We start from the raw sequence: 25461 nt of genomic DNA on the forward strand, positions 1-25461 counted from the left end.
TCGCCAAGGAGAACCGCACACACCGCGACTGAACCGACCCCAGGGGGTCAAATCTGCGAGAGCAGAGCGTGCTCAATTCTGCGGGAGCATTGACATGCGTGACGCCAGCGGTTGGCGTGCGCGCCGGGGGCGACGGGCGGACGCATCATGCACGGCAACTGTAAACGAGGGTTCCCGAGGCGTTGATGGAGCATCGCTCGTGCGCAGACGACGCCAAAGGTTCGCGCACCTACGACTTCGCCGCCGTCCACCTGGCCGACACCCCTCACGGACTGCACGGACCCTGCTAATCCGCCGCTCCACGATGCCGGACGCGAAGAACAAGAACGACGAACTCGTCCGCGAGGTGACCTACTTCCTATGTCACCACACCCCCCGCACCCCCTCCGGCCGAGCTGGTGATCGCCACTGGTCAGCGATGGATGGTCAAGGAGACCGTCCAGGCCGCGAAGAACGAGGTCGGCTTCGACCAGCACGGGAACCGCTGGCGACGCCACCACCAGACACAAGCCCGCATCAGCCACTAGCGCCAACAAGGCCACTCACCGTGACAACACCGGCTGTAGTACCGGGCTCAGCCTCGCACCAGGGGAGGGTGTCCCCACACTATTCCTGGAGACGTCAAGATGGCAGTCTTCCACGCCTTCTCCTTGTAATTCCACACGGTAATGAAGGCACGGGCCTTTCCCGCGTCCGTTCTTGGCCGCGACAACCCTACACATGTACTCTCCCCTGCAGGCAGTACAGCGAGACCCCAGCAGTCCATTGTATCCATATTGCCCGTGTTATCGATGTAAGTATTCTTCACAGTCAGGGGAAATTGCTGATAGCTATCTATCTTAAGGACCGGATATTCCACATCCCACCCGTGGTTAACGGTGTCGGTGGCATATCCAGCATAGAGGCATATCTTCGCAGTCACCACACCGGCACCCGTCGGAAGGACTGTAGACGCAGAGCAGGCATTGGGGGTATCTGCCCATGGGTTCGAGTAGGCTTGAGCGGGAGCGACGGCGGCGAAAGATATTCCAATCCCTGCCATCGCCGCGGCAACGATCACACTAATCTTTTTCATGATCAACCCTTCACCTAATGGTCACGCTGGATTAGACTTTACCGAATATAGTGCACTACCATTATTCACCTCACCGCGGCGGGATGTGTGAGCATTGAATACTCATTCCAAGAAAATACTTAGCGGGGTTTCGATAGCGATAGTCCGCTATGCGGCTGTCAAGGACGAACTCGGCTGGGCCGACTTCCAGGTCCGCTCCGACCGCGCCATCCGCCGCCACCAGACCCTGGTCAACCGTGCCTTCACCTTCTGCTGGGACCAATGGTTCGCCCCACTTGGCCCCCTGGACGCCACCGCGCCGGACCCGTGCCCCGACGAGGGGGCAGAGAGGGGGACCGACCGAACCCCCTCCCACCCCAACCGCCCTGCTGGCGCAGGGCATACGGTCGGTCCGCGCATGGATCACCCCCGCCACCACCCTGAACCGATAGTGGCGATCCCGGACGGACAAGGACCCACCCTCCGAACTCCAGGCCCTGATCGACGCGGTCACCACCGGACACGGCCTTGATCTCTACCTCCGGATTTAACGAACTACCGGTACTGAGTTTCCCGTTGGGTTGTCGGGGGTGACATTGCGAGATCCCCGCGGCACGCCGTGGCCATGAGATACGCGCAGGGCGGTGGTCTCACTCCGCAGGCCCAGGCCGCGCGGGAGCGGGTGCGCATGCTGGCCGCCGATGGCTTTGCTCGGGGCGAGAAGAACACGGTGATCGCGAACGAACTGCGGGTCAGCGTCCGGTCAGTGGAGCGGTGGCGCCGGTCCTGGCGCGAGGGAGGACGACAGGCGCTTCACCCTTCGGGCCCGGCCAAGCGACGCAAGGTCGACGACCATGACTTCGCCGAACTCGAGCCGCTGTTGCTGGCCGGAGCAACGGCTCAGGGCTGGGCAGATGAGCGGTGGACGCTCACGCGGGTGCGGCTGCTGATCGCCGACCAGCTGGGGTGTCGCTGTCGATCCGCGGAGTGTGGGTGTTGCTCCGGCGGCACGGCTGGTCCTGTCAGCAGCCCATACGGCGGGCCATCGAGCGGGGTGATGCTGCGGTGGCCGGTTGGCTGAAGGAGACTTGGCCGCAGGCAAAGCCACCGCGGCGACGCTCGGGGCATGGCTAGCCTTTGAGGACGAAGCCGCCGTCTCGATGACGTCGCACCGCGCACGCACCTGGGCGCCACGGGGCGGCACACCTGTCGTGCGGTTCAACGGCGCTTCCCGAGGCCGCATCTCCATGGCCGCCCTGGCCTGCTTCAAGTCCGGCGAACCCAGCCGGCTGATCTACCGTCCCCGCACCCAGGGCCATCATCGAGGCGCTCACCGCGGGTTCACCTGGCAGGACTACCGCGACGGCCCGCTCCCATTGCCGGGGAGCGGGCCTGGCCTGCTGGCGCTCGTGCCACCGTACTCCTGTCCGGCGAGAGCAACCGCATCACGCCCACCACTTTCGACGAGTAGCTGGCAAAGCAGCAATTGCACCGTCATCTTCTACAGCGAGCGGCCGTTGCTGCATGATCCCAGTTTCAAAAACGTCGACCATCTGCCCTCACGCGCACGCCCCGCAAGCGGTCCTCGACCGCGTCACGGCGGCGCCAGGACCTGACCATTACGAGCAAGATGATCAGGAATACGGTTCCGATAGCGGTGAACGAGAGTCCGAGGATCATATTGGCAATCTCGCCCGAGAGACAGGTAGCGGGGGCGTGGGAACTTCCGCTCGTGCACGGGTAGCTGCGGTTCGGCTCGTTGGTGGTGAGCCACTTGCAGAGAAACAGCACGCCGAGAGGCAAACTCCAGAGCGGTTGGACGACAAACACCAAAACAATTCTCTTGCGGCCGGCACGATTGAGCATGGCTTCAGTCCTTGAGCAGAGCTCCTACCAGAGATGCGGCATATTCAGGCTTGCCAAGGCGTCGCCGACACCCCCGCTGCCCTATCGGCGCGTCCGTGCGAATTTTGAGTTCCACTACGAGCCACTCGAATGCACGCTTGCTGACCGTACGCGCTTGACGGTGAATACCAATGAGTACTTCCTACCCACTTCGCGGCAGCGGTAGCGCTCGTCCGCCGCGAGCCGTTCAGGGGCCCCGAGCCGTTCGGGCGGCTACGGCCGGCGGCCCGCACCGGGCATGCGGCGCCCCAACCGCCACGCCGCCCGCAGCCACGACCTCGCATCCCACATCCTCAGCCGACGCGGACATCCAGGAACTCTCGGCCGAGGCAGCGCCGTCCCCAGCTGCACCTCGGGTCGCGCAACCCCCGATCCTGTCTGTGACAGGCCCCGTTACCGTCTAGACGGCCCCGATCTTGGGGCTCCCGGCCTCATCCAGCACCCGGCCGTGCTCACGCTGCTGGAACAGTTCGGCTCGCCGGGCGCGATCCGCAAGGCCGGCCGGCGGCGCCTGATCACGCTGCTGAGGCCGAAGGCACCCAGGATGGCCGAGCGCCTGGTCGAGGACATCTTCACCGCGCTCGACGAGCAGACCGTCGTCGTCACGGGCACCGACGCGGCCGCCGTGATCGTGCCCAAGCTCGCGAAGAACCTGGCCGCACTGCTTGATCAGCGCAAGGAACTCGCCTCGGACGTCGAGGAGTTACTCGCCGCACACCCTCTTTCCGAGCCCCTGACGTCGATGCCGGGGATAGGCGTCAGGACCGGAGCCAGGATCCTCATCGACGTCGGCGATGGCACCGCCTTCCTACCGCCGGGCACCTCGCCGCCTATGCCGGACTGGCCCCGGTGACTCGAAGATCCGGGTCCTCGATCCGCGGCGAGAGCCCGTCCCGCCGGGGCAACAAACACCTGAAACGGGCGTTCTTCCTGGCCGCGTTCGCCTCGTTGTCCGACCCGGCCTCCCGGGCCTACTACGAGCGGAAGAAGGCCGAGGGCAAGCGGCACAAGCAGGCCCTGATGTGTCTCGCCCGCCGCCGCGTCGATGTCCTGTTCGCCATGCTCGGCGACGGCACGTTCTCCGAACCTCAAGCCGTCCCCCAAGCCGCCTGAAACATCACCGATCAACCGGCCCGCCCCTTGACGAAAGAGATAGGGGCCCCCGCGAGAGGGGGCCCACCTCCGGTCGACAGCACCGCCCGCATGGGCGACGGCAGCTACCGGACGCGGCCATAGCTCAAGCCGTCCAGCCGATGGACGCCCCCCGCAACGTGCGCAAGGCGGAGGTGACCGCCTGATCCAGCAGCACAGCAGAACGCCCACGCCGAAGACATGGGCGATGGAGAACTTCCGAACCATGACAGCTGACGCTTGGTGTCCGCAAAAACGAAGGTGCCCGGAACGCTTGCGTTCCGGGCAGCAGGCGGCGGCAGCCGCGAAGCCCCTGAGCAAGGTGCAGGCGGTGGCCGTGTCAGGACGCGGCCGTTGGGTTCGCTGATGCGGCGGCGCGGCGGTATTCGGCGTTGATGCGCCGGGCTTCCTCGAGCTGGTCTTCGAGGATGACGATGCGGCAGGCGGCCTCGATGGAGGTGCCGTGGTCGACGAGCTCCCGGGCGCGGGCGGCGATGCGCAACTGGTAGCGGGAGTAGCGGCGGTGTCCGCCCTCGGAGCGCAGCGGGGTGATGAGGCGGGCTTCGCCGATGGCGCGCAGGAAGCCCTGGGTGGTGCCGAGCATCTCGGCGGCCCGGCCCATGGTGTAGGCGGGGTAGTCGTCGTCATCGAGCCGGACGAACGAATCGTCTGCTGTCATTGCACCTCTCTGTGAAACGCGTGGAGGGGCCCTGGCGCCATTGGCGCCAGGGCCCCGAAGGAACTGCTACACCATCTGCCGGCCCTGGTACTGCGCCGGCCTACTTGTTCCGCGTGCCCACCCGGGAGAGGGCGGGGTATGCGGGGATCGCGGATGCGTGACCGGAGACCACCTCACTATCGATGTCCTGCGGTACCCGGGTTCCAGACGTCCGCCCGGGCGATCCTGATGGCGCTCGGCTCCTCCGTTTCTTTCCTCTGGGATCAATCACTTACTGAGCGGGACTGCGTACTGCTGGTACTGCTCTTCTGCGTACTGCTGGTGATGCGCACTGCTCCGTGGCCTCGCACAGCGCCACTGTTCGCCAGCCGGCCCCGTCGCCGTCCTGCATCCACTCTGACTTGGAACCCCGCTGCCGAACTACCCGGTGCGCGCGTCCGCAGCCGACGCCTTCACCGAGGTACCGCTCACTGACTTCACTGCTGGGTACTGCCCACCGCACTTACGGGTACTGCCACTGCGTCAACTGCGGTCCTGCTCACGGCGGCCCCTGATCACTGCGAGCCACCCGGTCCGGTCGTCAGTCCCGTCGCCGTCCTGCAACCACCCTGGCTCCGAAACTCCACCACCGCACCGTCCTGCGCACTACAACTGCGTACTGCTGCCCGGCAGTTCATCTCTGCCGGGCTTGATCGATCTCGGCTACGAGAGAAACCATAACCACACCACCACCCCAATGTCTACTCCAGCCAACACAGATTTCCGCGCGTCCGGCAGTGAGGTAATCGACCTCGATAAGCGACCGGGAGTAGGAGCAAGGCCGTCACGGCCCGGTCAACGGGGGCGCAGGCCGGGGCCGCGCGTCTCGCAGAGGACCGGGTATTTGTGATGGCCGCAGGTTGCTGCCGGTCGCCTCAGGTATGTGTCCGCCACAGGCCAGGCCGCCTGTGCCAGGTAGTACGGCGTGGCCTCGCGCCGTGCGGCGGGACGGGTGGTGCGACACCCTCAGCAGCCTTATCGCAGGCGCCCCCGCCTGGCGCGCCACCGTGATCACCCCACAACACGCAGAGCCGGACGGCCGTCGGCCGCAGGCTCCAATCCCTCCGGTCGGGGCCTGTCGGCGCGCAGTGGGGTGGCCTGGCCGTCGGGGCCGGGCAGCCACATCTCCGCATACCGTGGCGCGGCTGCCGCGCCACGCCCGCGGGCCTCCACCCGCACACGGCGCTGGCGCAGCAGACCGTGCCCATGGCCTACGCCCTCCCAGGCCGCGAAGACGACACGCAAAGCACCTCCGCCCCCTGCCAGGACCCCACAGACAGCAGGACCGAGCCGCTGCGCCGCAGCACCGCGACCAGGCGGCGGGCACCCCGGTCGGGCACCGGCCCGACTGCGCCCACCAGGGTCACCGGGACCGCTTCGGCCACCGTGGTCAGCACCCGCGCCCACTGACGGCCCAGATCATCGACACGCATCCCGCTCGCCAGGTCCAGGCCGGCTTCCTGGGCGGCGAGCGCCCCCACGTTCGGCAGCCCCACCGCTGCCCAGCCGACCGCACCGGCAGATGCCTCGGCGGCCAGCGCCAGCAGCAGCGGCATGTCCCCACCCACACTGACCATCGTCCCAGCACGGACGTGGCCGTCCGGCAACAGGGCTGCGAGCGGGGCGGCGTACGCCGCCTCAGCACCGCTGCCGTTCACGCTCGCGCTCGCCGCTGATGGTCTTGCGCCTGGCGCAGGACGGATTCCGCGCCTTGTGCTCCGTCGACTCCGGCGTTCTGATTCCCATGGGTCATTGGGGCTCGGCGAGATCACGAGCTGGTTGGTTCCTGACGCAGCAGGTCGGGGCGGGCATCGGCGAGGTCGAAGGCCCGCTTGAGACCCTCCAGAAGGGCGGGCTCGATCCGGTAGACGCGGACACGGTCGCCCAGCTGAAGCACGTCGGCCCGGTTACGTGGACCGATTCTGCGCCGGACGGCACGGACGCTGGTCAGTACCCCGCCGATCTTCCCTTGCGGGATCGGCGTCTGAGGGTGGTCGATGAAGTGCTCGCGGATGTCGTCGTAAGTGGCGGTGCCGCCCACCTCGACCAGGCGGCGCAGCACCGCCCGGGCGCCGGGCATCACGGCGGCGACGGTGTCGAACAACAGCCGGTCGGTCCAGCCCTCCCAGAGATCCTCGCTGCTGAGTGTTTCCGGGCCCGGCCGGGCTTCGACCATGGGGGCGGTAGGCCAATTGCTCGCTACTGGGGCGGGGTTGAGCCCGTAGGCGGCCTGCACGGCCGCGATCGCCTGCTCGTAGCTGTCGGTCTTGGTGTCGATGGTCAGCTGCACACTGTCCCCCTCCGGGATCTCCTCCCTCATCCTGAACCCGGCCGGGGAGAGTCCGAAGGCGTTGCGGCGGAAGTCGACGGCGTCCGCGTGAGCCTGATGCGCGCCCAACGGGCAGCAGGAGACGTAGTCCAGACCCACCTCATGGATGCAGGGTGAGGCTCTCCCCGCCGAGGTGGCCAACGCGGCTGAGAAACAGCCAGGTGGCAGGCCAGGGGCATCGGTCCGCCATGAGGTTCGTCCATCCGGGCCTGAGTCTCCCCTCATACGTGGGGCGCGCGGGGCGGTCGCGTTGACATGCCCCTTGCGCTGTCCCGTAGTGGGGAGAGGCGCTCCGTACGACGCGGCGCCACCCCGCCACGTCGGGCCTGGCCTGCACATTCCGTCCCTTCAGGAGCCTTTGTGAAGCACCCCGCCATGGCAATCACCTGGGCAGTAGCCTGCGCTCTGTTGGTTGCCGTCTCCAGCGGCTGTTCAAACAGCAGCAATTCGAGCAGCAGCAACACGACGACTCCGACGACGTCCCCGGCAACCGCCGGCACGTCGGCGCCCTCGCCGTCCTCGTCCAGCACGGGTGTGACCGGGGCCACCGTCGCCGTCGCGTCCAGCAAGTACGGCTCGATCCTGGTCGACGGGAAAGGCTCGACCCTGTATCTGTTCGAGGCCGACACGTCAACGAAGTCGACCTGCTCCGGCAGCTGCGCTGCCGCGTGGCCGCCAGTGCTCACCTCCAGCACGCCGAAAGCCGCGAACGGCGCCAAGGCCAGCCTGCTCGGTACGACCAAACGGTCCGACGGCCATGCCGAAGTCACCTATAACGGCCACCCGCTGTATTACTACGCGGGTGACACGAAGCCCGGCGACACCAACGGTGAGGAACTCAGCCAGTTCGGCGCCAAGTGGTACGTGCTCAACGCGGCCGGCGACAAGGTCGAAGGCGACTGACCGACGCATCCCCAGCCATCCGGGACGGAGGCCGAGTGACGCACCGACGCACCGACACACCGATGCCTCGCTCGACGCGGCCCCTCATGCTGGCCCTAGGCGTCCTGCTGCCGTTCGCTGTCGCGGCCGCCCTGTACGCGTTCGGCCGGTCCCACACGCCCGACTACGCCAGCAGCCTTTTCGGGCGGCGCGGCAACGACGCCAACGAGCTGAAGGCGCAGCTGGGCAGCGCACTGATGGGAATCGCGATCGTCCAGCTGCTGCTGGCGCTGTGGATGTATCGGCGGCTGCCGGGCGCGGGTGCCGCCCCGCGCCCGGTGCACACCGTCCACCGAGTTGGCGGGTTCGCCGCGTTCCTGGTGTCCCTGCCCATCGCCTACCACTGCATCACGGCGTACGGGGTCCAGCTCACCGGCACCCGGACGGCACTGCACTCGGTGACGGGGTGCGTCCTGTACGGCGCGTTCGTGGCGAAGGTGCTGGTGGTACGCAGCCGCCGCCTGCCCGGCTGGGCGCTACCGGCTGCCGGCGGCGTCCTGGTCACTGCGATCGTGGTGCTGTGGTACTCGGCCGCCCTTTGGTTCCTCAACGGGTACGACGTCCCTGGTCTGTAGGCGCCCGTTTTTCGAGTGGGCCGATGTCCGCGCCCTTGGGTGCGTGGGTGCGGGCGGCGTCCACACAGGCGGGCCAGGTGCCCTCGATGATCCAGACCACCACGGCCATGGGGTTCAGCCTCCACCTCGGTGTCGTGGGCGTGGATGATGCGCCGCCACAGCAGGGTAGCCAGCGAACCGGCGTAGGTCAGGTTCGGCCCGATGTTCACTCCGAGCAGCACCGCGAGAACGGCGCCGGGGCCGAACGAGGCGGTCAGCGGCAGCAGGACGAGCACCGCGGGCAGGTTGTTGATCACGTTGGCCAGGCCAGCGGCCAGCGCGGCAGCGGGCGGCTTGAGTGGGGCGGAGGCGACGTCGGCTGCCCGCACATGTCTGTGCCGCGCGGTGCGGGATCACGCATTCGGCGGGCACCGAAACGGCGGGCAGGTGTCGTTTCGGTAGGTATGCAGCCCCAGCATGACGGCAGGTGCGTCGGCGACGAGAGCGGGACACCACTGGCGGGGAACGGCCCGGCCTCCTACCGCAGCGCGAGGCAACAGCGCATCCTGCGGGCCTGGCTGGAGGAAGCCGCAGCCCAGGTCATGGGCATGGCCGAGGTGCCGGCCCAGGTGGAGAAGGGCGCCGCGCAGACGACGCCGCGGAAGGACCGCTTCGACCTCCCCAGGTGTGACGGCCCGGCCCCGGCCCGCAGCGGATGACTACCCGGCAGAGCGGGGCTCCGCTGCACGTTCTTGCCCGTGCACGACCGTTGACCTGATAGGACACCACGGTGTGCACGTGCCCCGGTGGCCCACCCTGCTCTCCCGCCCCGGGCGTGGGCCGTCTCCTCTCCGGCGGCGGCCGGTGGGCAGGCCCCGGGATCCCGCACCGACGTGCCCGCTGTGGCAACTTCCCTGCTGGTGAGAGGGGCCGATCACGTCGTTCTGCTCGGCTCGGGCTTTGGTGTGGCGGGGTGTCAACGGGGTCCGGCCTAGTGGTCACGCAGGTCAGCTAGCTGGGAGATCGATAGGCTCGCAAGACCCCCATCGTGCTGTCTCTTGGCTGAGTCGTTGGAGAACGTTGTGGCTGATCCTTCGTTCTTCGGTGCCGGTGCGCCGCGCCGATTTCCAGCCGCTGCAGCATGATGCCGGGGTCGGTAGGCTCGGCCAAGCCGGCCGGGTGACTCCCTGGCGAGGCGGTTGGGAGACATGGTGGTGGGTCAGGCCTCCATAGAGGTGACCGGCTCGGGCACGTGCCTGGTGGCCCGGGTCAGCGGCGAGATGGACTACACCACCCGCCCGGCCCTGCAGGATCGCTTCACCGAGCTGGTCGCTCGTGCCCCGTTCATCGTGCTGGATCTGTCCGGGGTGACGTTTTGCGACTCGGCCGGGCTGACTGTGCTGCTGGTGGCGCGGCTGCGGGCGACCAAGCATGCGGTGGAACTCGTGGTTGCCTGTGTGCCGCCGCACCTGCGCACGCTCCTTCAGATGACCGGTGCCGATCAGGTTCTGCGGGTCTTTGCCACCGTCGCCGACGCCGAGGCGGCCGAGCCTCGCGCCTGATCGCCGTACCCGCCTCGGGGGATGACAAGGCCGTCGGTGTGGCCCGACCGGTGAGTTCCGGCGGGCCCGGGCGGTGCGATGACTGGTGCCGACTCGTAGGCTGCCGCCATGACCGAGATCCACAACCCGACGCCTCGCGACGCCTTCGAGCTGCTCATGGCCGGTAACCAGCGCTTCGTCTCAGGCACCCCCGAGCACCCGAACCAGGACGCCATACGCCGCACCGAGATCGCACCGTCCCAGCAGCCCTTCGCCGTGCTGTTCGGGTGCTCCGACTCCCGGCTGGCCGCCGAGATCATCTTCGACCGCGGCCTGGGCGACCTGTTCGTGGTGCGCACCGCGGGGCATGTCGCCGATGCAGAGGTCCTCGGTTCCGTCGAGTACGGAGTGAGCGTGCTCGACGCCCCGCTCGTCGTCGTGCTCGGCCACGACTCGTGCGGGGCCATCGCAGCCGCCCGTGCCGCAGCCGACGGTGGCCAGGTGCCCGGCGGCTTCGTCCGTGATGTTGTCGAACGGGTGACCCCGAGCGTGCTGGCAGCCCGCGCCGCCGGACGCGAGACGGCCGACGAGATCCTGGCCGAGCACATCGAGCACACCGTGGACCTGCTGCTCGAACGCTCCCGCGTCCTGGCCGAGCGGGTGGCCGCCGGCCGCCTCGCAGTGGTGGGGCTGTCCTACCGGCTGGCCGACGGCAGTGCACAGCTCGTCGCCTCTCGCGGCCTCGATGCGGCAGTCCCTGCCGCGTCCTGACCATCCCGGCCGTGGCTGCCCCCACCACGGCGACGAGCGGCACGAGCTGTGCCCGGCCCGCCAGACGGTGTCGGCGCTCCTCACACGGTGGTCCGGGGCCCCGCGGCGCGGCGCAGCCGGTTGGCGATCGCCAGTCCCAGCCCCTCCTCCGCCGGCAGGGAGGCGACGATGAGGTCGCACCCTTGCTCGTCGAGCTCGCGCAGGAACCCGTACAGCCCGCGCGCGTAGGCGGCCATCGAAGCGGGGACCGCCACCACCGCGTGCGCCTTCACCTCGGTGTCAGCGAAGGCGGCGGGAAGAAAGACGCCGACCCGGTGCCCCAGTTCCTGCGCCCGCTCCGCCTCGGCGACGACCTTCTCCGGCTCGACCAGGACGACCCGAGCACGCGGTGCGTAGTGCGACGGATGCTGGCCCGGCACCCGGATGTGGCTGGTCGCAGGGACCGCGAGCGGGCACCCCAGCACCGCTTCGAGGTCCTCGCGCGTCACCCCGCCGGGCCGCAGGATGGTCGGGATCTCGCCGGTGGCGTCCACGATGGTCGACTCGACACCGACCTGGCAGGGGCCGCCGTCCAGCACGAAGTCGACGGCGTCGCCGAGCTCGGCACGGACGTCGTCCGCGGTCGTGGGGCTCACCGAGCCGAAGCGGTTGGCGGACGGGACCGTGACACCGCCGCCGAAGGCCGACAGCAGCGCAAGTGCGACGGGGTGGTCGGGCACGCGCACGGCCACCGTCTCCAAGCCACCGGTCGCCTCCAGAGCCACCCGGCGACCGCGCCGCAGGACCAGCGTGAGGGGCCCCGGCCACAAGCGTTCGGCCAGCAGGCGGGCCGTCGCGGGCACCTCCTGGACCCAGTGCTCAAGATCACCTGTGGTTGTTCGTTGTTCCCCGAGGCCGAACCCGGCGACGCTCCCCAGAAGATTACGAGAGTCGGAATTTCCGACAGTTGGAATCTTTAGGCGTACTCTGGTTCTACGACCGGGGCCGACCAAAGGGATCACATGATGGAGACCGGGGCGCAGGAGACGCGCGTAAAAGCTCAGCTGCGAGATAAGGGGCAGCTCACGCTGCCCACCGAGGTTCGTCGTGCTCTGCATATCGAGTCGGGTGACGACGTTGAGTTCGTCGTCAGTTATGACTCGGAGCGGCACGGAGTCATGCAGGTTCAGGTCAGGGGTCTGAAGACGGTCCTTGCAGATCAGGCGTGGTTCTGGACGGATGAGTGGCAGGCTGGCGAGCGAGAAGCCAGTGACGAAATCGCCCGCAGCGAAGGCACGGTCTATGGCAGCGCGGAGGAAATGTTCGACGCGCTAGGAGTCAAGGAAGCCGAGTAGCCAACTGTGCCGACCTTCGAGACCACCCCGCGTTTCAGACGGGATTTTGATCAGCTGACCCCTGAGCGTCAGGCCCGGTTTCGCCGCGTCGTTCTTGTGTACTTCGTGCCTGGGGTGGAGGAGGGCAGCTTCCAGCCCGGCCTCCGAGTCAAGGGCGTACAGGGTGCCCCTGGCGTCTATGAGATGTCGTGGGCTCCGGACGGACGAGCCACCTGGCAGTATGGCGAACCGAAGGTTGCGGACACGGCACACGTGATCTGGCGCCGCATCGGCACGCATGACATCTTCACCCCACCTCCGGGACCATGACCGGGGGCGGGACTGTTACCGCTGACCTGCGGCGCTTTTAGATTTGGGCCCGGCTCCGAGGGAGCCGGGCCTTTGTCTTGCCGACGGGCGCCGCAGCATCAGGCGGCGCAGCCTGAGGGCATGGAATCGCCGGTGCGGGTCGCGCTGGCCACGGCGGCGGCCGTGCTGCCGGTTGGTGAGGGCTGGTGGTATGAGCCCAAGTTATCGACAGGGTTTTGTGTTGTCCGTTGTCCATCGCGAGCTGGCGGTAGGGGCCCTCGGGGTGAGGGTCCCGGCGGTGTCCGGCAGGAAGGGCGGCTCGGGTCCCGGGGCGGACTCAGATCGATCACGGCATCGGTGGCCTTGCTGATCAGGTCGGGGCTGACCTCGACGCCGTAGATCTGGGCGAGGTGGGGCGGATGTCGCGCACGCTCATGCCGCGTGCATAGAGGGAGAGGATCCGGTCGTTGAACCCGGCGAGCCGACGGGCGTTCTTGGGGACCATGCGCGGTTCGAAATCGCCGTTGCGGTCCCGGGGAACCGCCAACGTGACCGCCCCTGCGTCGGTGAGGACGGTCTTGGGTGAAGTCCCGTTGCGAGAGTTCCCCGTGCCGTGACCTGCCCGATCTCCACGTTCGTAGCCGAGGTGTTCGCTCATCTCGGCTTCCAGGGCCCGCTCCAGCACGGCCGGGTGATCTCAGTCAGCAGCCCGCCCTCACCGAGCAGGGCCGCCCCTGAGGCGTCAGCCTTGTCGAGCAGCCGCTCGACGACCTCGTCAACCAGCTCGCCGTCGGCCACGGACGCGGCCGCTTCGTCTTCGTCTGCCATGACTCGTCCGATCCGCCTGGCCCCAGAGCCCGAGGCCGAGCCCCGGGCCAGGCTTCCACATCACGGACTTACACGACCCGGGCGGCGGCACGGCCGTAGCGGCGGGGCGTCCGGCGTGCAGCTCAGGCGAGCCCAGTGCCCGGGTACACAACCAAAGCCGACGGGCCTGCCGGGGCCGGGTCTGCACGTAGGTCTCCTGGGCCGGCAGAATTGTGGTCGTCAGCCGGGCCGTTGGGTGCGGTGGTCGTGGGTTTGAGGCCGTCCGGGTGAGCGGCCGTGCGTGGGCCGATGGGGAGAACCAGGGCCCGCAGCAACACGGGGTCCGACCCCCGCAGGGCGGCGGGGTCCGGTGGTCGGCGAATCGTCCCGATGTCCTGCCATCCCCACGACAGGAAGGCGTCGCAGGCCGGGGCGTCGGTCTGGGCGACCAGCGTCGCCCCGAGCGAGGCATGGTGGTCGGCGAGCAGCCGTTCCTGGAGTCTGCGGGCGAGGCCCTGGTCGTCCGTGTGGGGGTGCACCACGATCTCGGTGATGGCGAAGACGTGTCCGGATGCGGTGAGCTGTTCGACGCTCTGCGGGAGGGGCCCGTCGAACCCCCTCCACCATGTCCCTTGGCGTGGGACGGGGAAGCCGTAGGCGCATCCGGCGAAGGTCATGTCCTCCGCGATCAGCAGAGAGAATCCGAGCTGCCGGATGTCGCGGGTGAGCCGCCGCAAAAACGCCTCCCGGCCCCGGTACTCCTGGCCTGGTTGTGCCCGAGTGGACTCCGCGTACAGATCTGCCAGGTCCTCTCGCAGGGTTTCGGTCTGCCAGCGGTTCAGCCGGCGCAGACGTAGCGCGTGGGCGGGAGTCCGGGTGCTTGCCTCTCCCTGGGGCGGCTCCTGGGAGAGCGGGGCCGTCACGGCGCACCGCCCGCGGTGGCGAGAACCCGATGTGAGGGTGGCCGAGCGGCGTGGAGTTCGTGGAGCAGGAAGCCGGAGCCGGTGATCTCGATGATGCGGGCCAAGACCGGCGGCGGATAGTGCAGTTGGAGGGCCGTTCCGGCCTCGGTGGCGTGCCGGGATGCCGCGAGGAAGGCGTTGAGTCCGCTGGCGTCGCAGAAGGTGACCGCCGTGAGATCGACGTCGGTGGTGCGGATGCCGTCGCGCGCGCATGTGGCCAGTGCAGCGCTGAGGAGCGGGGCGGTGTTCAGGTCGATCTCTCCTGCAAGGGTGATCAGGGCGCGGGTGTTGTGGTCGTGCCGGTAGACGTTCAGCCGGGGAAGGGGCATGGCTCCTCGGTTCGGAGTGTCTGTCGGAGAGCCGCGTGGCAGGGACGGGCCCGGTCCTCGCGGCGTTCCGCCGATACGGGGCTGCGCGGTGGTGGGTGGATGGCCGGTCCGGCAGTTCGAGTTCGCGAACGCGGTGGCGGATCGGTGGTCCGGGGAATGCGTCATGGGATCGGACGGAAGGTCCGTGCCCGGCGGGCATCGTGTCCTGGAGGAGCGCGGTCCCCGGGCCGGAGCAGCCCGGGTGATTCGGGCACAGGACACCCCCGGCCCATCCTGTGCGGTGCTGCGGCCCGGGTCTCGGGCTGTGCTGTCGGTTCGGTCCGTGTGGTCAGCAGTTCAGTGACGGTCCGAAAGAGCCTGTCGGAGCGAGGGGCTCACCCCGCTCCCTGATGGGTGCGGCGCTGGGTGCGGAGCGGAGCCGCCCGCGTCGCCGGTGCCGCTCGTCCCCGTCCGGCCGTGCGTCCTGCGGGAAACCCGATCGAGCCGGTCCCGGGGCAGGTATTTCGAAGCGGCCGTAGTGGAAGGCTGCGATGCGATCGCCGTGCTGCGAGGTGAGCAGGTGGAGGAGGAGCACCCCAAGAGCGATCATCGCAAGGATCACGACCACGGTCACGAACATCTCCGTCCTCACCACCCCGTCGGCTGATGCGGCAGCGTGGCGGTGACGGTTGGGATCCGTGGACCTGTGGCCGGCTCGCGGGCTTCATGTCCTCCTTCGGAGTCCCAGACCGCTTCCACGGCCCGGTCGGTCTCGGACACCGTCCGCAGACGCGCCGCCTGCTCCATCAACCAACTCGCGGTCGACGTACCCAATGGGTCGCTCGCGGCGGCCATCAGCCAGGCGGCCGTGACGGGAGTGGTCTGCGGCGGGACCACCAAGAGGTTCCAGCGGCCCATGCGGTAGGAGAGCAGCAGCAGTTCGTGCGGGTCCTGCTCGGACAAGAACCGGCCCACGTTCACCACGTGCCCGGCGACGGGCACCTTGCGCGGGACGACCGGCCAGTGGGTGGGATTGATCGCGACCCGGGTGATCCGCCCCCACAACGGGTCCAGTACGGCGGTCAGCAAGGGGAGTTCCGCCCCGAGATCGCGGCAGCGGGGCCACCAGGCGCCGTCCAGCAGGGCCGGTGCGCAACCCACGGGAGCCAGCGACAGACGGGGCGAGGACGAGGAGGACCGGTCAACGGCTTCGAGCGCCGGCGAGGAGGAGGGGGAGCTGGTCGCGGTCATGACGCGGACCCTGCCCCGGGCCGGCCGCAACCGGCCCGGCATATTCGATGCCGAAAATGACACGGCATGGAAGCCGGTGCGCGAAATACCTTCGGTAGGTTCAGCGTACTCCCCGGGCAGGCCGAACGGACCGTACGGTCAACGGAGGAAGAGCCCCATGCGGCCTGCCTAAACCGCCGGAATTCAGCAGAGCATCGTGGGATGTGACCGCCGTGGCCGCTGTCTTGGCTCACCTGCGCCTGTCCGAGCTCGCGGCACAGATCATCTCCGGCGCCTTCGGCAGCACGGTCATCCCGGCGCCGGCACCGGACTGGCACGGCGGCCGCCTCGGCTGACGAGCGTCAAGTCTTCGGCGCCGTCCGGTCGGTACCGGTGTCGATGAGGATCTGTTCGGCTTGCGTGATGTTGTCGGCGCGGACGGCTTCGGCCATCGCGGTGCGTGCCGCCTCGGGCGTCGCGTGCGGCGGGATGACGAGGAGGGAGAAGTGGTCCTGATCGCCCCTGGTAACGAGGACGGTGTCGTCGCCGACCGGGAAGGAGTCGATATGGACGACGCGGTCGTCGACGAGCAGTCGCGTCGGCAGCGCGTCCCAGGCTCCGGCGTCCAGGCCGACGCGCGTGAGCGGCCCGAGGTACTCGGTCAGTGCGGAGATCAGGGCGGGAAGCTCGGCTGCGATATCACGGGAGCACGGCCACCACGCCCCGTCGAGAACGCCCCGCCGGTCATGCGTGGTCTGTAGCCGTACGACAGCCGTCCCCGGCTTCACCGCCTGGTGGACGGCGTCCGGCAGGAGCCTGGTCACACGCGGGGAGCCAGGGCATGACTTCGCGAGGGACGGAATGGCGCGGTGAGCGGCGCCAAGACGCCGCGCATGTGACGCGCTCTCACGGTGGTCAGGCTCCCCACCCAGGTTGTGCAGGCCATGGTCGGGGTGCGTCATCGGCAGAGCTGGGGGCATGAGGCTCGGAAGGGCACAACACGGGTAAGGCCACCTCAACCCATCAAGGCAGCGCACTGAGCATGGCGGACGTAACTGTCGCCTACGACAAGACGGCGGATGCCGCGTATGTGCATTTCGTGCCTCCACGGGCCCGTGCGAAGTCAGCTCGCATGCATCCCTGTGATCCGGTGGAGGTCGGCGGCATGATCAACCTCGACTTCGACGAGCAGGGACGCCTCATCGGCATCGAGGTGTTGGCAGCCAGTTCGAAGCTGCCCAAGTGGCTGCTCGAGTCAGCGGAGCGTCTGGATATCGAAGGCACATGACGTGGTTCGACCAGGCAGCTCGCCGCAGCCAACTACCGGCCCGGCGGGAAGGTTGGAAAGGCCTCATTGAATCCTCCCCCAGCTGAAGCAGGGGGATTCCTGGCTCACGCCGCCTGCGGGTCAGCGACCCGACAGGTCTTCCACGATCAACACCAGCCGGGTTGAAACCAGCCCGGGTTCGTACCGCAAAGCTTGGAGGTGCATGTGCCGTCTTGGCTCTCGATCAGCACGGCGTACGCGCTTGGTTCTCGCAACGCACGGCAGTCAGCTTACCCGACCGTGTGGGCGGTCTTTCGCCCTGAGGGCGAAACCCCGTTCCCTGCCCTGCTCCGCAGGAGTCCGATTCATCCCCGGCCCGAAGGCCGGGGCATCCTCGGAGGTCTCAGGTGACAGACTCACGACACATCGAGGCCCCCGTTCCGGACGGCGACTGGTCAAGGTCATCCGCCTACAACGGCAGCCTCGTTGCGTTCGTAGCAGCCAGCACCAGAATCGTCACGATGCCGTGACCAGCGAAACCATGCGATCAACCGAACCTTGAAACGCCCTGGGGCCCATCACGCGCTGCAAGCGATCGGTCTCACAACCTGATCACGCAGAGCCTGGCCCCCGGCGATAATCTGGTATTGACGATAATCCCTTGCAAAAGGAGACGGAGAGCCTGTGCGGCGGTGAGGAATTCCTGACTGACGAGTCTCTCGAGTCTGTGCGAGCACTGGCATGAGGGGCGATTCAGACAGATCCGAGCCGGGCCACAGCTCGGTTTCTTGCTAGCGGCCGCTCGACGCCCCGGCACGTGCCAGAGCTGAAGGCAGTTGCCGGGTTAACCGGCGGAACCCAACGTCGTCGAGAAGGTGCGACATGATGGCACAACCGCCAGACAACAACCTGGAATCCAAGGCAACTGGCAGCATCGAGGAAGTAATCCGGGCGTTTACGGCCGTCAACCCGCTGCCGTCACTCGAGGCCCTGGAGACCGTCGTGGACGAACTGACGGCGGGCGACGTCGACTACGACTCCGATGTCGACGATGTCGACCGACCGCAGGATGTCGACTACGACTCCGATGTCGACCGACCGCAGGACGTCGACTATGGCTCCGATGTCGACGATGTCGACCGACCGCAGGATGTCGACTATGGCTCCGATGTCGACGACGGCCCCATTGGTATACCCGTCGGCGGAGTCCCTGAAGGCTACCATGTCGAAATTGGCGCCCTGCAAGACCAGGCGGACGTCATTTGTGTCGTGTGTATGGCGGACCTCACGCAAGAAGATTTTGAATCACAGCGGGTAAAGCGGTGTCCCGATGGAGAGCGCTTCCACGCCACTGAGGAATGTTTGCCAGGCGGGCACTGCCCGACCTGCGGGCGAGATCTATCAGGTGCCGCCTTCACAGTGACAGGGCCGGATGTGGAGACGGTGCAGCATGAAACGTGGAATGAGGTGCGCAGCGCGGGATGGAGGCCGAGCGCTGCTATTCGCCAGACTGGCTCCCTTTGCTACGCGGCGGCGACAGCGACGGCGGCGACGTCACTGGGAAGCTCCACGACCCAATATGAACGTGCACATGCCTATGCCATGTCCGACGGCGCCAATGGCGAGGAGTGGGTTGTGGGTCAGCAAGGGTATCGCGCAGCATATGCTGAAGAAAGCAGCGGGCCGTATGCGGGAGCGCCGGTGAGAGTAGTGCACTCGCGGATGCGGGCATCGGACCAGGAATGGATCCGTTCGGCATTCAATGCTCTGCAGGTCCACGATGGATCGCCCGCTTTCGGCGGCACTGGAGTGCACGTCATCGGAGGCGGACGTCTAACGTTCCCGCAGATATGTGCTGCCATAGACCAGGGTTCCCTGATCATGGCCGCGGATGGGGATCACTGGCGGCTCATCATCGGCTACCAAACCTCCTCTCTGGGGAGGCAACGTGTGCTGGTCTCCGACCCGCTGTTCGACCAAGAGCGGGATTTTCCTTACCAGAATTTCACAATTCAGGTATCCTACACTGTCTCCAGCGGGTGACTTCAAACGTAGCGTTGGCCACGGTTGACCAGCAGTTGGTGGATATGCGGAGAGTCGAATATCGGGGTCGACCGACCGGGGAAACCCGAAGCCTGTGAAGATCCCGTTTCCGCCCGGCACCGCCCAACTCACCGATGCCGCCCGCCGCACCGGGTGGCGTGGTCTGCTGCATGCCCGCCCGGGTGCTGCTGGCGGCGGAGGCCGTGGGCGATGCGACGGTGATGTCGCCGGACTATCAGCGGATCATGGCGCTGTTCGCCCCGTCCGGGCCTGCACGGCGGCAGGCGGCGGCCACATCGGCCGTGTAGAACTTGCTGTCCGCGTGGACCAGGCGGATCCCGGTGCCGCCCGTGTCGTTCGCGGTGGCCAGGGCCTCAGCCACGAAGCCGCTGCGCCGCGGACCCAGGCGCACGGCGCCGATCACGGGTCGGGCCAGCGAGGTCGAGACGGTGGTCAGGATCCGGTGCAAGGTGTGCTGCCCCTTCAAGCGGCGGACCTCGGCAGCGTGCTTGGCGTGGCCGTACACCCGGCGGTGGGTGGGGGCGATCGGGTCCTAGGACATCTGGGCCATGTGCAGCCCGGGGGCCAGGCCCGGGTACCAGGGCACGAGGCAGGCATAGACGATCAGGCCGAGGCCGATCAGGACACTGAGTGCCTTGCCGTGGCGCCAGGTCTTCTCCAGGAACACGGCGGCGGCGGCCCCGGCCATCCAGGCGAGGTTCATCACGCCGACCGCGACCAGCACGACCATCAGGCCCCAGCAGCAGCCGACGCAGTAACCACCGTGGTAGAGGCCGACCCGCAGGTCGCGCCAGCGGCCTGAGTAGCCGCCGAAGTGGACCAGGAAGCCGAGCGGGGAGCGGCAGTGGCGCAGGCAGCGGTCCTTCAGCGGGGTTACCTGGTACAGGCCGGCGGCGGCCAGCACGGCGGCGCCGATCCAGGGGGTGACGTGCGGCGCCTGGACCGCGAGTTCGCCGCCCGCCCAGGCCGCGGCGTACGCGGCGAGGCCGAAGGCCTCCCAGGCAAAGAGGTATCCGACGACCAGGCTCGCGCTGCGGAAGCCGCGCGTCCAGCCGTTCGAGCGGGCGCGAAGCGTACGCAGATACAGGGAGACGACGGGCGCGAGCGCCGGGAGCATCATCGCCGCCATCATCAGCGCCCACAGGACAAGGAACCCCCACAAGTCCCGGCCCATGGTGCCCGGTACCGCCGGCATGCCGGATGAGCTGCGGACGGTCAGCACCCAGGCGAGCGCCGCCACCGCGAGCAGCGCGGCCCAGGCGGCGGGGGCGATGGCCCGTCGGGCCGACGAGGTCGACACTCAGCCCGACCAGGTGAACGGCGCCGAGAAGGCGTTCTTCCCTTCGTTGTCCCAGGTGAGCCCAAAGGCGTTCACCCGCGACCTGGTCGCGGTTCCCGCCGCCAGGGTGTCCGCCGGGAAGCCGATTCCGCTGACCCTCACACCCTTTCCGGTCGAATCCAGGGGCGAGACGAAGTCCTCGACGGCGATGTCGATCGCGTCCCCGATCTTCACCCGGTGGCTCCGGCCGTCATCGGTGTAGTCGATCCGGGCGGTCTCCATTCCGAGCATCTCGCCGATCAGCGGGGCCAGGCCCTCCATCGGTCCGCCTCGCTGACCGGAGAACACCGCTCCCAGCGCTTCGGCCTGCTCGGGCGAGGCGGCGGCGTCCACGCACAGGCCCACCCGCCAACCGCCCTCGCTCATCAGCTGCGGGGCGTCGCCCACCACGGCGATCGTCAGTCCGCTCACATCGACGTCGTCAACCTGGCCGGATCCGACGTGGAAGGCCAACGCCACATGACAACGGTCGTTGTCCGCCGGGGCGGAAAGACCGGAGGTGGAACAGGGGCAGACCATATCGCAATTGCAGTTCTCGAAATACGTCCCTTCAATTTGCCATGCCATCGGAAGCTCCTTCCAGAAGGCACATCTCTCTCTATTCTCCGGTCGTTCTCCGATCGTCGCCAGTGGCTGGGGCGTCGCGCAGGCCGAGGCGTAGGTGTTCGACGTGGTAGAGGGCCTGCTCCAGCAGTTCGGCGGCGTGGTGGTCGTAGAGCGCGTAGATGCACCTTGCCGGCGGCCTCAGGAAGGTTGGTCCTGCACGCCCAGTTGCCGGACGAGGACAGTCTGCGGCGACTGCAGGATCTCGTCGCCTCGCACGTCACCAGGTTCAGCCGGCGCGAGCCGCTGAAGGTTGACTGGCAGGGGTCCGAGGCGGCCGCCGCGACCGACGCACCGGCCCCCTTTCAGGGCACAGGGCGGCGCCGGCGCGGATGGACCGGAGTCGCGGCGGTCGTCGTTGGTCGCCGTCGTGGGCGTGCACATCGGTCTGGGCGGTGCCGTTCCGGCGGACACGCGGTGGACCGGTTTGGCCATCGGCCTGGTCGTGACGGCCGCCGTGGTGAAGGTCGGGATCGTCCGCGGACTCGCCATCCGTCGCGGCCGCCGCCGTACCGGGCAGGAAGCGGAACCCCGGGGCGTAGCATACCCCCCGGGGGGATACTCGACCCCTTGAGCACTGCCACCTGTGGAAGGCGCGGGTCTGTGGATGCGATCGGGCACGCACTGTCCATTGCCGGTTCGATGACTTGGGAGGTCACCTGGGCACTGATCCTCGGCTTCACCCTGTCGGCGGTCGTACAGGCGGTGGTGCGCCGCTCGACGGTCGTCCGGCTCCTCGGTGACGACCAGCCGCGCACGCTCGCCCTGTCCGCCGGGCTTGGCGCCGCCTCGTCCTCCTGCTCCTACGCCGCCGTGGCCCTTGCCCGCTCCCTCTTTCGCAAGGGGGCCGACTTCACCGCGGCCATGGCCTTCGAGATCGCCTCCACCAATATGGTCATCGAACTGGGCATCATCATGGCCCTGTTGATGGGCTGGCAGTTCACCGCCGCCGAGTTCGTCGGCGGACCGATCATGATCGTCGTACTTGCCGTGCTGTTCCGGCTCTTCCTGCGTGAGCGGCTGCTGCACAAGGCCCGTCAGCAGGCCGAGCGCGGGATCGCCGGTTCCATGGAGGGCCACGCGGCGATGGACATGTCCGTGCGGGGCGAGGGCGGCTTCGCCCGCCGGCTGTTCTCCCGGGACGGGTACATGTCCGTGTCGCACATCTTCGTCATGGAGTGGGCGGCGATCCTGCGGGACCTGGTGGCCGGGCTGCTGATCGCGGGCGCGATCGCCGCCTGGGTGCCGGACGACTTCTGGCGCACCTTCTTCCTGGCGGACCACCCGCTCGCCGCCAAGCTGATCGGACCGCTGATCGGGCCGCTGGTGGCGATCGCGACCTTCGTCTGCTCCATCGGCAACGTGCCGCTGGCCGTGGTGCTGTGGAAGGGCGGCATCAGCTTCGGCGGCGTGATCGCCTTCATCTACGCCGACCTGCTGATCCTGCCGATCCTGAACATCTACCGGAAGTACTACGGCGCCCGCATGGCCGCCTTCCTCCTGGCCACCTTCTTCGCCGCGATGGCCTTCGCCGGATACGTCGTCGAGTTCGTCTTCGGCGGCCTGGGGCTCATCCCCGACCAGGCCGACGCCAAGGTCCCCGACGAGGGCATCACCTGGAACTACACGACCTGGCTCAACATCGTCTTCCTGCTGCTGGCCGCGAGTCTGCTCCTACGGTTCTGGCGCACCGGCGGCCCGGCCATGCTGCGGATGATGGGCGGCTCACCCGATCACGCTGAACATGAGCACGCCGACACCCGTATGCACAACGGACACCACGACTGAACCGACCCACCCCCACGCCAGTCCAGGACAATCCCGATGCCGAGCCCGCAGCAGCACCTTCGCGACCGCCGATCGGGCGGTGGCGGGCGCTGCTCGTGCTCGCGGTGACGGCAGGGCTGCTGGCCATGCATGCCCTGGCACCCTGTGGCCTCGACGCACACGAACACGCAGAGGCGCAGCAGGTGACGGCAGTGGTCAGCGTCCCCCATGACTGCCCCGGAGGCGGGGACTGCGGCGGCAGCCACCTCCAGCACGCCGACCCGACCTGCGTGTCAGGCGCGGTGGCCGGCGGGCCCGAACCTTTGTGCGCGTCGGCTTCGCCAACGCTCCAGGACAGCCGCTGCAGCAACGTCGCTTGGTTAAGTGGCTGGGGTCATCTGTGGGCGTCGGTGAGGTGGTTGCGCAGGTGGCGTAAGGTGGAGGAGTTCTGGGGTACCCGGTGGTGCCTGGCGTTGGTCCTGGGGGAAGAGCTGGAGCTTGACAGTCTAGGTGACCTTGGTGGTGGCAGGCTCGTCCGGCTTCAGAGTTCGGTAGCCGGTGCCGCCTCGCTTGGTGGCGCGGGGGCTGCCCGGCCGGGGCGGGGCTCGAAACCGCCCCGCGGACCGCGTGCCTGGTTTGCGGTGTGCACGTTGTGGCGCAGGGCGGGACGGGTGTCCTTGCGTCCGTGTGGCCGTCCCGGGCCAGGGCGGGAGGGTTTCGGTTTCCGCGGCTCGTTCCCCGTACGGCGCGGTCGGCGCCCACGAGTCGAGGGATCTCACCGTCTTGCTGTGCCGCTGGTATGCGCGGTTGACTCTGTCGGGGATCTTGGAGTTTCGCGGTGCGGCAGCATGGTCAACGGGCATGCTCGGGTAGTTCCGTTGACCGATGCAGTAGTTGTCGAGGTGCCTGTTGTCCCTCCGCCCGCGTTCCGGTGAGCAGGTCCCGCCGCTGACTGCGCAGGTCGCGCGGGCGAGCAACCCGGGCGGTACGACGGCGATATGGGTGCGCGACCGGCTGGATGGGCTGTGGTGCGACGAGGACTTCGCCGACTGGTACCCGCGGGACGGGCGTCCGGGTCTCTCGCCTGCTCAACTGGCCACCGTCTGTGTGCTGCAGTTCCTGCTCGGCCTCTCGGACCGGCAGGCCGCCGAGGCGGTCCGCTGCCGCATCGACTTCAAGTACGCGATGGCCATGGAGCTGGACGACCCTGGCTTCCATCACAGTGTGCTGGCCGACTTCCGCGACCGCCTCGCCGAGGGGGACCGTGCTGACCGCCTCCTCGACCTCGCACTGGCTCGTCTCAAGGAGGCTGGCCTGGTGCGCGAGCGCACCACGCAGCGCACCGACTCCACCCATGTCCTGGCCGCGGTGCGTGACCTGACCCGTCTGGAGCTGATCACAGAGGCGGTCCGCGCCGCACTGGAAGAGGTCGCCGGCACCTTCCCTCACCTGCTGGACGAGCTGGTCGATGAGGACTGGGGGCGCCGCTACGGCCGAGTGGTGCGCCTGGGCAAGAACCCCACCAAGCCCAAGACCAGGATCCTTGCCACCGGAAACGACGCCGTCCGGCTCCTGGAACACCTCTACCGGCACGGAACAGACCGGACTTCCGGCCCTCGTATCCAGGCCCTGCGCCAGATCATGGTGCAGAACTACCACCGTGAGGCCGCAGGACGCCTGCGCTGGCGCACCGCCGAGACGGAAGGCGGGCCCGGGCTACCGCCCTCGTCCCGGGCGATCGTCTCTCCCTACGACACCTCGGCCCGCTACGCACGCCACGGACACATCATCAGCTGGAAGGGGTTCTCCGCTCACCTGACCGAGACCTGTGCTCCCGACGGCCCCAACGTGATCACGGACGTGGCCACCACCCACGACAGTCAGGTCCTGCCCGGCATCCACACCCGCCTGCGGCGTCGCGGACTGCTGCCCGCCGAGCACCTGGTCGACGCCGGCTACACCTCCCTGCCCCACCTCGAACAAGCCGCACGTGCACACCAGGTCACCGTCTCCGGACCGCTCCGGAGCAACCCCACCCGGCAACACCGCCGCAACGAGGGCTTTGCCCGGGACGACTTCCACATCGACTACGACCGCCAGCAGGTCACCTGCCCCCAAGGCCAGGTCAGTCAGGGCCGGCACGGCCCCTGCCCGACCTCCTCACCCACCGCAGCCCCGCTGATCGTGGCCAGGTTCACCAAAAGCCAGTGCCAGCCCTGCCCGGCCCGCGCCCAGTGCACCACCTCCCGCGAAAGCACCCGCACCGTGGGCTTTCCCCCACGAGAACTCCGCGACCTGCAATTCCGCATCCGCACCGAGCAACAGACGCCCGAGTGGAAGACCCGCTACGCGGTTCGCTCCGGAGTGGAGGGCACGGTCAACGAGTTCGCCCACGGACACGGCATGCGACGCTGCCGCTACCGAGGACAGGGAAAGGCCCACATTCAGCACGTCCTACTGACCTCTTCGGGGTGTTGTCGGGGTGGTGACGGGTGGTGATCCCTGCGGTAGGCCGGTGGTATGCGGTACGCGCAGGGTGGCGGCCTG

Annotated in this window: 26 protein-coding genes and 6 pseudogenes; 16 read left to right on the forward strand and 16 right to left on the reverse strand. The window is 68.1% G+C overall.

From position 1 onward, the window contains the following. Window positions 1-398: 398 nt before the first annotated feature. The 3 genes and pseudogenes from ACGFYN_RS45125 to ACGFYN_RS45135 all read left to right on the forward strand — a co-directional run bounded on the left by ACGFYN_RS45125 (window position 399) and on the right by ACGFYN_RS45135 (window position 2188). Window positions 399-527, forward strand: coding sequence for a hypothetical protein (locus ACGFYN_RS45125; protein ID WP_393871818.1), 129 nt, complete (start codon window positions 399-401; stop codon window positions 525-527). A 1215-nt stretch (window positions 528-1742) separates the two neighbouring features. Further along, window positions 1743-1850: pseudogene (locus ACGFYN_RS45130) on the forward strand (helix-turn-helix domain-containing protein); the annotation flags it as partial. A 197-nt stretch (window positions 1851-2047) separates the two neighbouring features. After that, a complete protein-coding gene (locus ACGFYN_RS45135; RefSeq protein WP_393871819.1) occupies window positions 2048-2188 on the forward strand; it encodes a winged helix-turn-helix domain-containing protein in 141 nt (46 codons plus the stop codon). Window positions 2189-2590: 402 nt separating this feature from the next. Here ACGFYN_RS45135 and ACGFYN_RS45140 read toward each other — a convergent pair whose 3' ends face one another. Next, window positions 2591-2920 carry a hypothetical protein gene (locus ACGFYN_RS45140; protein ID WP_393871820.1) on the reverse strand — a complete coding sequence of 110 codons (330 nt, stop codon included), beginning with the start codon at window positions 2918-2920 and terminating at the stop codon, window positions 2591-2593. A 472-nt stretch (window positions 2921-3392) separates the two neighbouring features. Between ACGFYN_RS45140 and ACGFYN_RS45145 the strand changes: the two are divergent. Then, a pseudogene (locus ACGFYN_RS45145) lies at window positions 3393-4072 on the forward strand (transposase); the annotation flags it as partial. Between the two features lie 358 nt (window positions 4073-4430). Here the strand turns inward: ACGFYN_RS45145 and ACGFYN_RS45150 are convergent. The 3 genes from ACGFYN_RS45150 to ACGFYN_RS45160 all read right to left on the reverse strand — a co-directional run bounded on the left by ACGFYN_RS45150 (window position 4431) and on the right by ACGFYN_RS45160 (window position 7236). Next, window positions 4431-4769 carry a MerR family transcriptional regulator gene (locus ACGFYN_RS45150; protein ID WP_393871821.1) on the reverse strand — a complete coding sequence of 113 codons (339 nt, stop codon included), beginning with the start codon at window positions 4767-4769 and terminating at the stop codon, window positions 4431-4433. A gap of 1250 nt (window positions 4770-6019) precedes the next feature. Beyond that, window positions 6020-6385: a hypothetical protein gene (locus tag ACGFYN_RS45155; protein ID WP_393871822.1), complete on the reverse strand. Its 366-nt coding sequence runs from the start codon at window positions 6383-6385 to the stop codon at window positions 6020-6022. Window positions 6386-6576: 191 nt separating this feature from the next. Then, the gene (locus ACGFYN_RS45160) at window positions 6577-7236 is read right to left on the reverse strand and encodes a hypothetical protein (protein WP_393871823.1); all 660 of its coding nucleotides are present in this window, start codon (window positions 7234-7236) and stop codon (window positions 6577-6579) included. A gap of 261 nt (window positions 7237-7497) precedes the next feature. Here ACGFYN_RS45160 and ACGFYN_RS45165 point away from each other — a divergent pair, with 261 nt between their 5' ends. Next, on the forward strand, window positions 7498-8040 hold the full coding sequence (locus tag ACGFYN_RS45165; protein ID WP_393871824.1) for a hypothetical protein: 543 nt from the start codon (window positions 7498-7500) through the stop codon (window positions 8038-8040). Window positions 8041-8102: 62 nt separating this feature from the next. After that, window positions 8103-8654 carry a DUF6529 family protein gene (locus ACGFYN_RS45170; protein WP_393871825.1) on the forward strand — a complete coding sequence of 184 codons (552 nt, stop codon included), beginning with the start codon at window positions 8103-8105 and terminating at the stop codon, window positions 8652-8654. A 22-nt stretch (window positions 8655-8676) separates the two neighbouring features. Here ACGFYN_RS45170 and ACGFYN_RS45175 read toward each other — a convergent pair. Continuing rightward, window positions 8677-8763, reverse strand: a pseudogene (locus tag ACGFYN_RS45175) (universal stress protein); the annotation flags it as partial. Beyond that, window positions 8747-8977 (reverse strand): annotated as a pseudogene (locus ACGFYN_RS45180) (arsenic transporter); the annotation flags it as partial. The pseudogenes ACGFYN_RS45175 and ACGFYN_RS45180, both read right to left, overlap by 17 nt. Window positions 8978-9097: 120 nt before the next feature. On the opposite strand from ACGFYN_RS45180, the gene ACGFYN_RS45185 reads away from it, so the two are divergent. The 3 genes from ACGFYN_RS45185 to ACGFYN_RS45195 all read left to right on the forward strand — a co-directional run bounded on the left by ACGFYN_RS45185 (window position 9098) and on the right by ACGFYN_RS45195 (window position 10945). Next, window positions 9098-9352, forward strand: a complete 255-nt coding sequence (locus ACGFYN_RS45185) for a hypothetical protein (RefSeq protein ID WP_393871826.1) — start codon at window positions 9098-9100, stop codon at window positions 9350-9352. 489 nt (window positions 9353-9841) lie between these two features. Further along, window positions 9842-10195, forward strand: a complete 354-nt coding sequence (locus ACGFYN_RS45190) for an STAS domain-containing protein (RefSeq protein WP_393871827.1) — start codon at window positions 9842-9844, stop codon at window positions 10193-10195. 108 nt (window positions 10196-10303) lie between these two features. Then, on the forward strand, window positions 10304-10945 hold the full coding sequence (locus ACGFYN_RS45195; RefSeq protein ID WP_393871828.1) for a carbonic anhydrase: 642 nt from the start codon (window positions 10304-10306) through the stop codon (window positions 10943-10945). Window positions 10946-11025: 80 nt separating this feature from the next. Here the strand turns inward: ACGFYN_RS45195 and ACGFYN_RS45200 are convergent. Beyond that, a pseudogene (locus tag ACGFYN_RS45200) lies at window positions 11026-11808 on the reverse strand (L-threonylcarbamoyladenylate synthase); the annotation flags it as partial. A gap of 138 nt (window positions 11809-11946) precedes the next feature. Here ACGFYN_RS45200 and ACGFYN_RS45205 point away from each other — a divergent pair. Beyond that, window positions 11947-12279, forward strand: a complete 333-nt coding sequence (locus ACGFYN_RS45205) for an AbrB/MazE/SpoVT family DNA-binding domain-containing protein (RefSeq protein WP_393871829.1) — start codon at window positions 11947-11949, stop codon at window positions 12277-12279. Window positions 12280-12911: 632 nt separating this feature from the next. Here the strand turns inward: ACGFYN_RS45205 and ACGFYN_RS45210 are convergent. The 5 genes and pseudogenes from ACGFYN_RS45210 to ACGFYN_RS45230 all read right to left on the reverse strand — a co-directional run. Next, a pseudogene (locus ACGFYN_RS45210) lies at window positions 12912-13255 on the reverse strand (transposase); the annotation flags it as partial. Next, window positions 13222-13395, reverse strand: a complete 174-nt coding sequence (locus ACGFYN_RS45215; protein ID WP_393871830.1) for a hypothetical protein — start codon at window positions 13393-13395, stop codon at window positions 13222-13224. The pseudogene ACGFYN_RS45210 and the gene ACGFYN_RS45215, both read right to left, overlap by 34 nt. Before the next feature lie 122 nt (window positions 13396-13517). After that, window positions 13518-14297 carry a hypothetical protein gene (locus tag ACGFYN_RS45220; protein WP_393871831.1) on the reverse strand — a complete coding sequence of 260 codons (780 nt, stop codon included), beginning with the start codon at window positions 14295-14297 and terminating at the stop codon, window positions 13518-13520. After that, complete coding sequence (locus ACGFYN_RS45225; RefSeq protein WP_393871832.1) at window positions 14294-14665, reverse strand: STAS domain-containing protein; 372 nt, start codon at window positions 14663-14665, stop codon at window positions 14294-14296. The genes ACGFYN_RS45220 and ACGFYN_RS45225 overlap by 4 nt, the downstream gene beginning before the upstream one ends. A 627-nt stretch (window positions 14666-15292) precedes the next feature. After that, the gene (locus ACGFYN_RS45230) at window positions 15293-15895 is read right to left on the reverse strand and encodes a DUF5994 family protein (protein ID WP_393871833.1); all 603 of its coding nucleotides are present in this window, start codon (window positions 15893-15895) and stop codon (window positions 15293-15295) included. Window positions 15896-16107: 212 nt separating this feature from the next. On the opposite strand from ACGFYN_RS45230, the gene ACGFYN_RS45235 reads away from it, so the two are divergent. Beyond that, the gene (locus ACGFYN_RS45235; protein ID WP_393871834.1) at window positions 16108-16230 is read left to right on the forward strand and encodes a hypothetical protein; all 123 of its coding nucleotides are present in this window, start codon (window positions 16108-16110) and stop codon (window positions 16228-16230) included. Window positions 16231-16236: 6 nt separating this feature from the next. Here ACGFYN_RS45235 and ACGFYN_RS45240 read toward each other — a convergent pair whose 3' ends face one another. Continuing rightward, on the reverse strand, window positions 16237-16698 hold the full coding sequence (locus tag ACGFYN_RS45240; RefSeq protein ID WP_393871835.1) for a DUF5994 family protein: 462 nt from the start codon (window positions 16696-16698) through the stop codon (window positions 16237-16239). 218 nt (window positions 16699-16916) lie between these two features. Between ACGFYN_RS45240 and ACGFYN_RS45245 the strand changes: the two genes are divergently transcribed. After that, window positions 16917-17162 carry a DUF2283 domain-containing protein gene (locus ACGFYN_RS45245; protein WP_393871836.1) on the forward strand — a complete coding sequence of 82 codons (246 nt, stop codon included), beginning with the start codon at window positions 16917-16919 and terminating at the stop codon, window positions 17160-17162. Window positions 17163-18023: 861 nt separating this feature from the next. Beyond that, window positions 18024-19184 carry a hypothetical protein gene (locus ACGFYN_RS45250; protein WP_393871837.1) on the forward strand — a complete coding sequence of 387 codons (1161 nt, stop codon included), beginning with the start codon at window positions 18024-18026 and terminating at the stop codon, window positions 19182-19184. 235 nt (window positions 19185-19419) lie between these two features. Here ACGFYN_RS45250 and ACGFYN_RS45255 read toward each other — a convergent pair whose 3' ends face one another. The 3 genes from ACGFYN_RS45255 to ACGFYN_RS45265 form a co-directional block, all read right to left on the reverse strand. After that, a complete protein-coding gene (locus ACGFYN_RS45255) occupies window positions 19420-19653 on the reverse strand; it encodes a hypothetical protein (protein WP_393871838.1) in 234 nt (77 codons plus the stop codon). A gap of 84 nt (window positions 19654-19737) precedes the next feature. Then, window positions 19738-20505, reverse strand: coding sequence for a DUF2182 domain-containing protein (locus ACGFYN_RS45260; protein ID WP_393871839.1), 768 nt, complete (start codon window positions 20503-20505; stop codon window positions 19738-19740). Continuing rightward, the gene (locus ACGFYN_RS45265; RefSeq protein WP_393871840.1) at window positions 20506-21111 is read right to left on the reverse strand and encodes a DUF1326 domain-containing protein; all 606 of its coding nucleotides are present in this window, start codon (window positions 21109-21111) and stop codon (window positions 20506-20508) included. It abuts the gene before it with no gap. Between the two features lie 639 nt (window positions 21112-21750). Here ACGFYN_RS45265 and ACGFYN_RS45270 point away from each other — a divergent pair. The 3 genes from ACGFYN_RS45270 to ACGFYN_RS45280 all read left to right on the forward strand — a co-directional run bounded on the left by ACGFYN_RS45270 (window position 21751) and on the right by ACGFYN_RS45280 (window position 25413). After that, window positions 21751-22935, forward strand: a complete 1185-nt coding sequence (locus ACGFYN_RS45270) for a permease (protein WP_393871842.1) — start codon at window positions 21751-21753, stop codon at window positions 22933-22935. Window positions 22936-23039: 104 nt separating this feature from the next. Continuing rightward, window positions 23040-23849: a DUF6153 family protein gene (locus ACGFYN_RS45275; RefSeq protein WP_393871843.1), complete on the forward strand. Its 810-nt coding sequence runs from the start codon at window positions 23040-23042 to the stop codon at window positions 23847-23849. Continuing rightward, complete coding sequence (locus tag ACGFYN_RS45280) at window positions 23824-25413, forward strand: IS1182 family transposase (protein ID WP_393871841.1); 1590 nt, start codon at window positions 23824-23826, stop codon at window positions 25411-25413. The genes ACGFYN_RS45275 and ACGFYN_RS45280 overlap by 26 nt, the downstream gene beginning before the upstream one ends. Window positions 25414-25461: the final 48 nt, after the last annotated feature.

Origin of the sequence: Streptomyces sp. NPDC048419, assembly GCF_043200415.1 — a bacterium.
Taxonomy (GTDB): Bacteria; Actinomycetota; Actinomycetes; order Streptomycetales; family Streptomycetaceae; genus Streptomyces.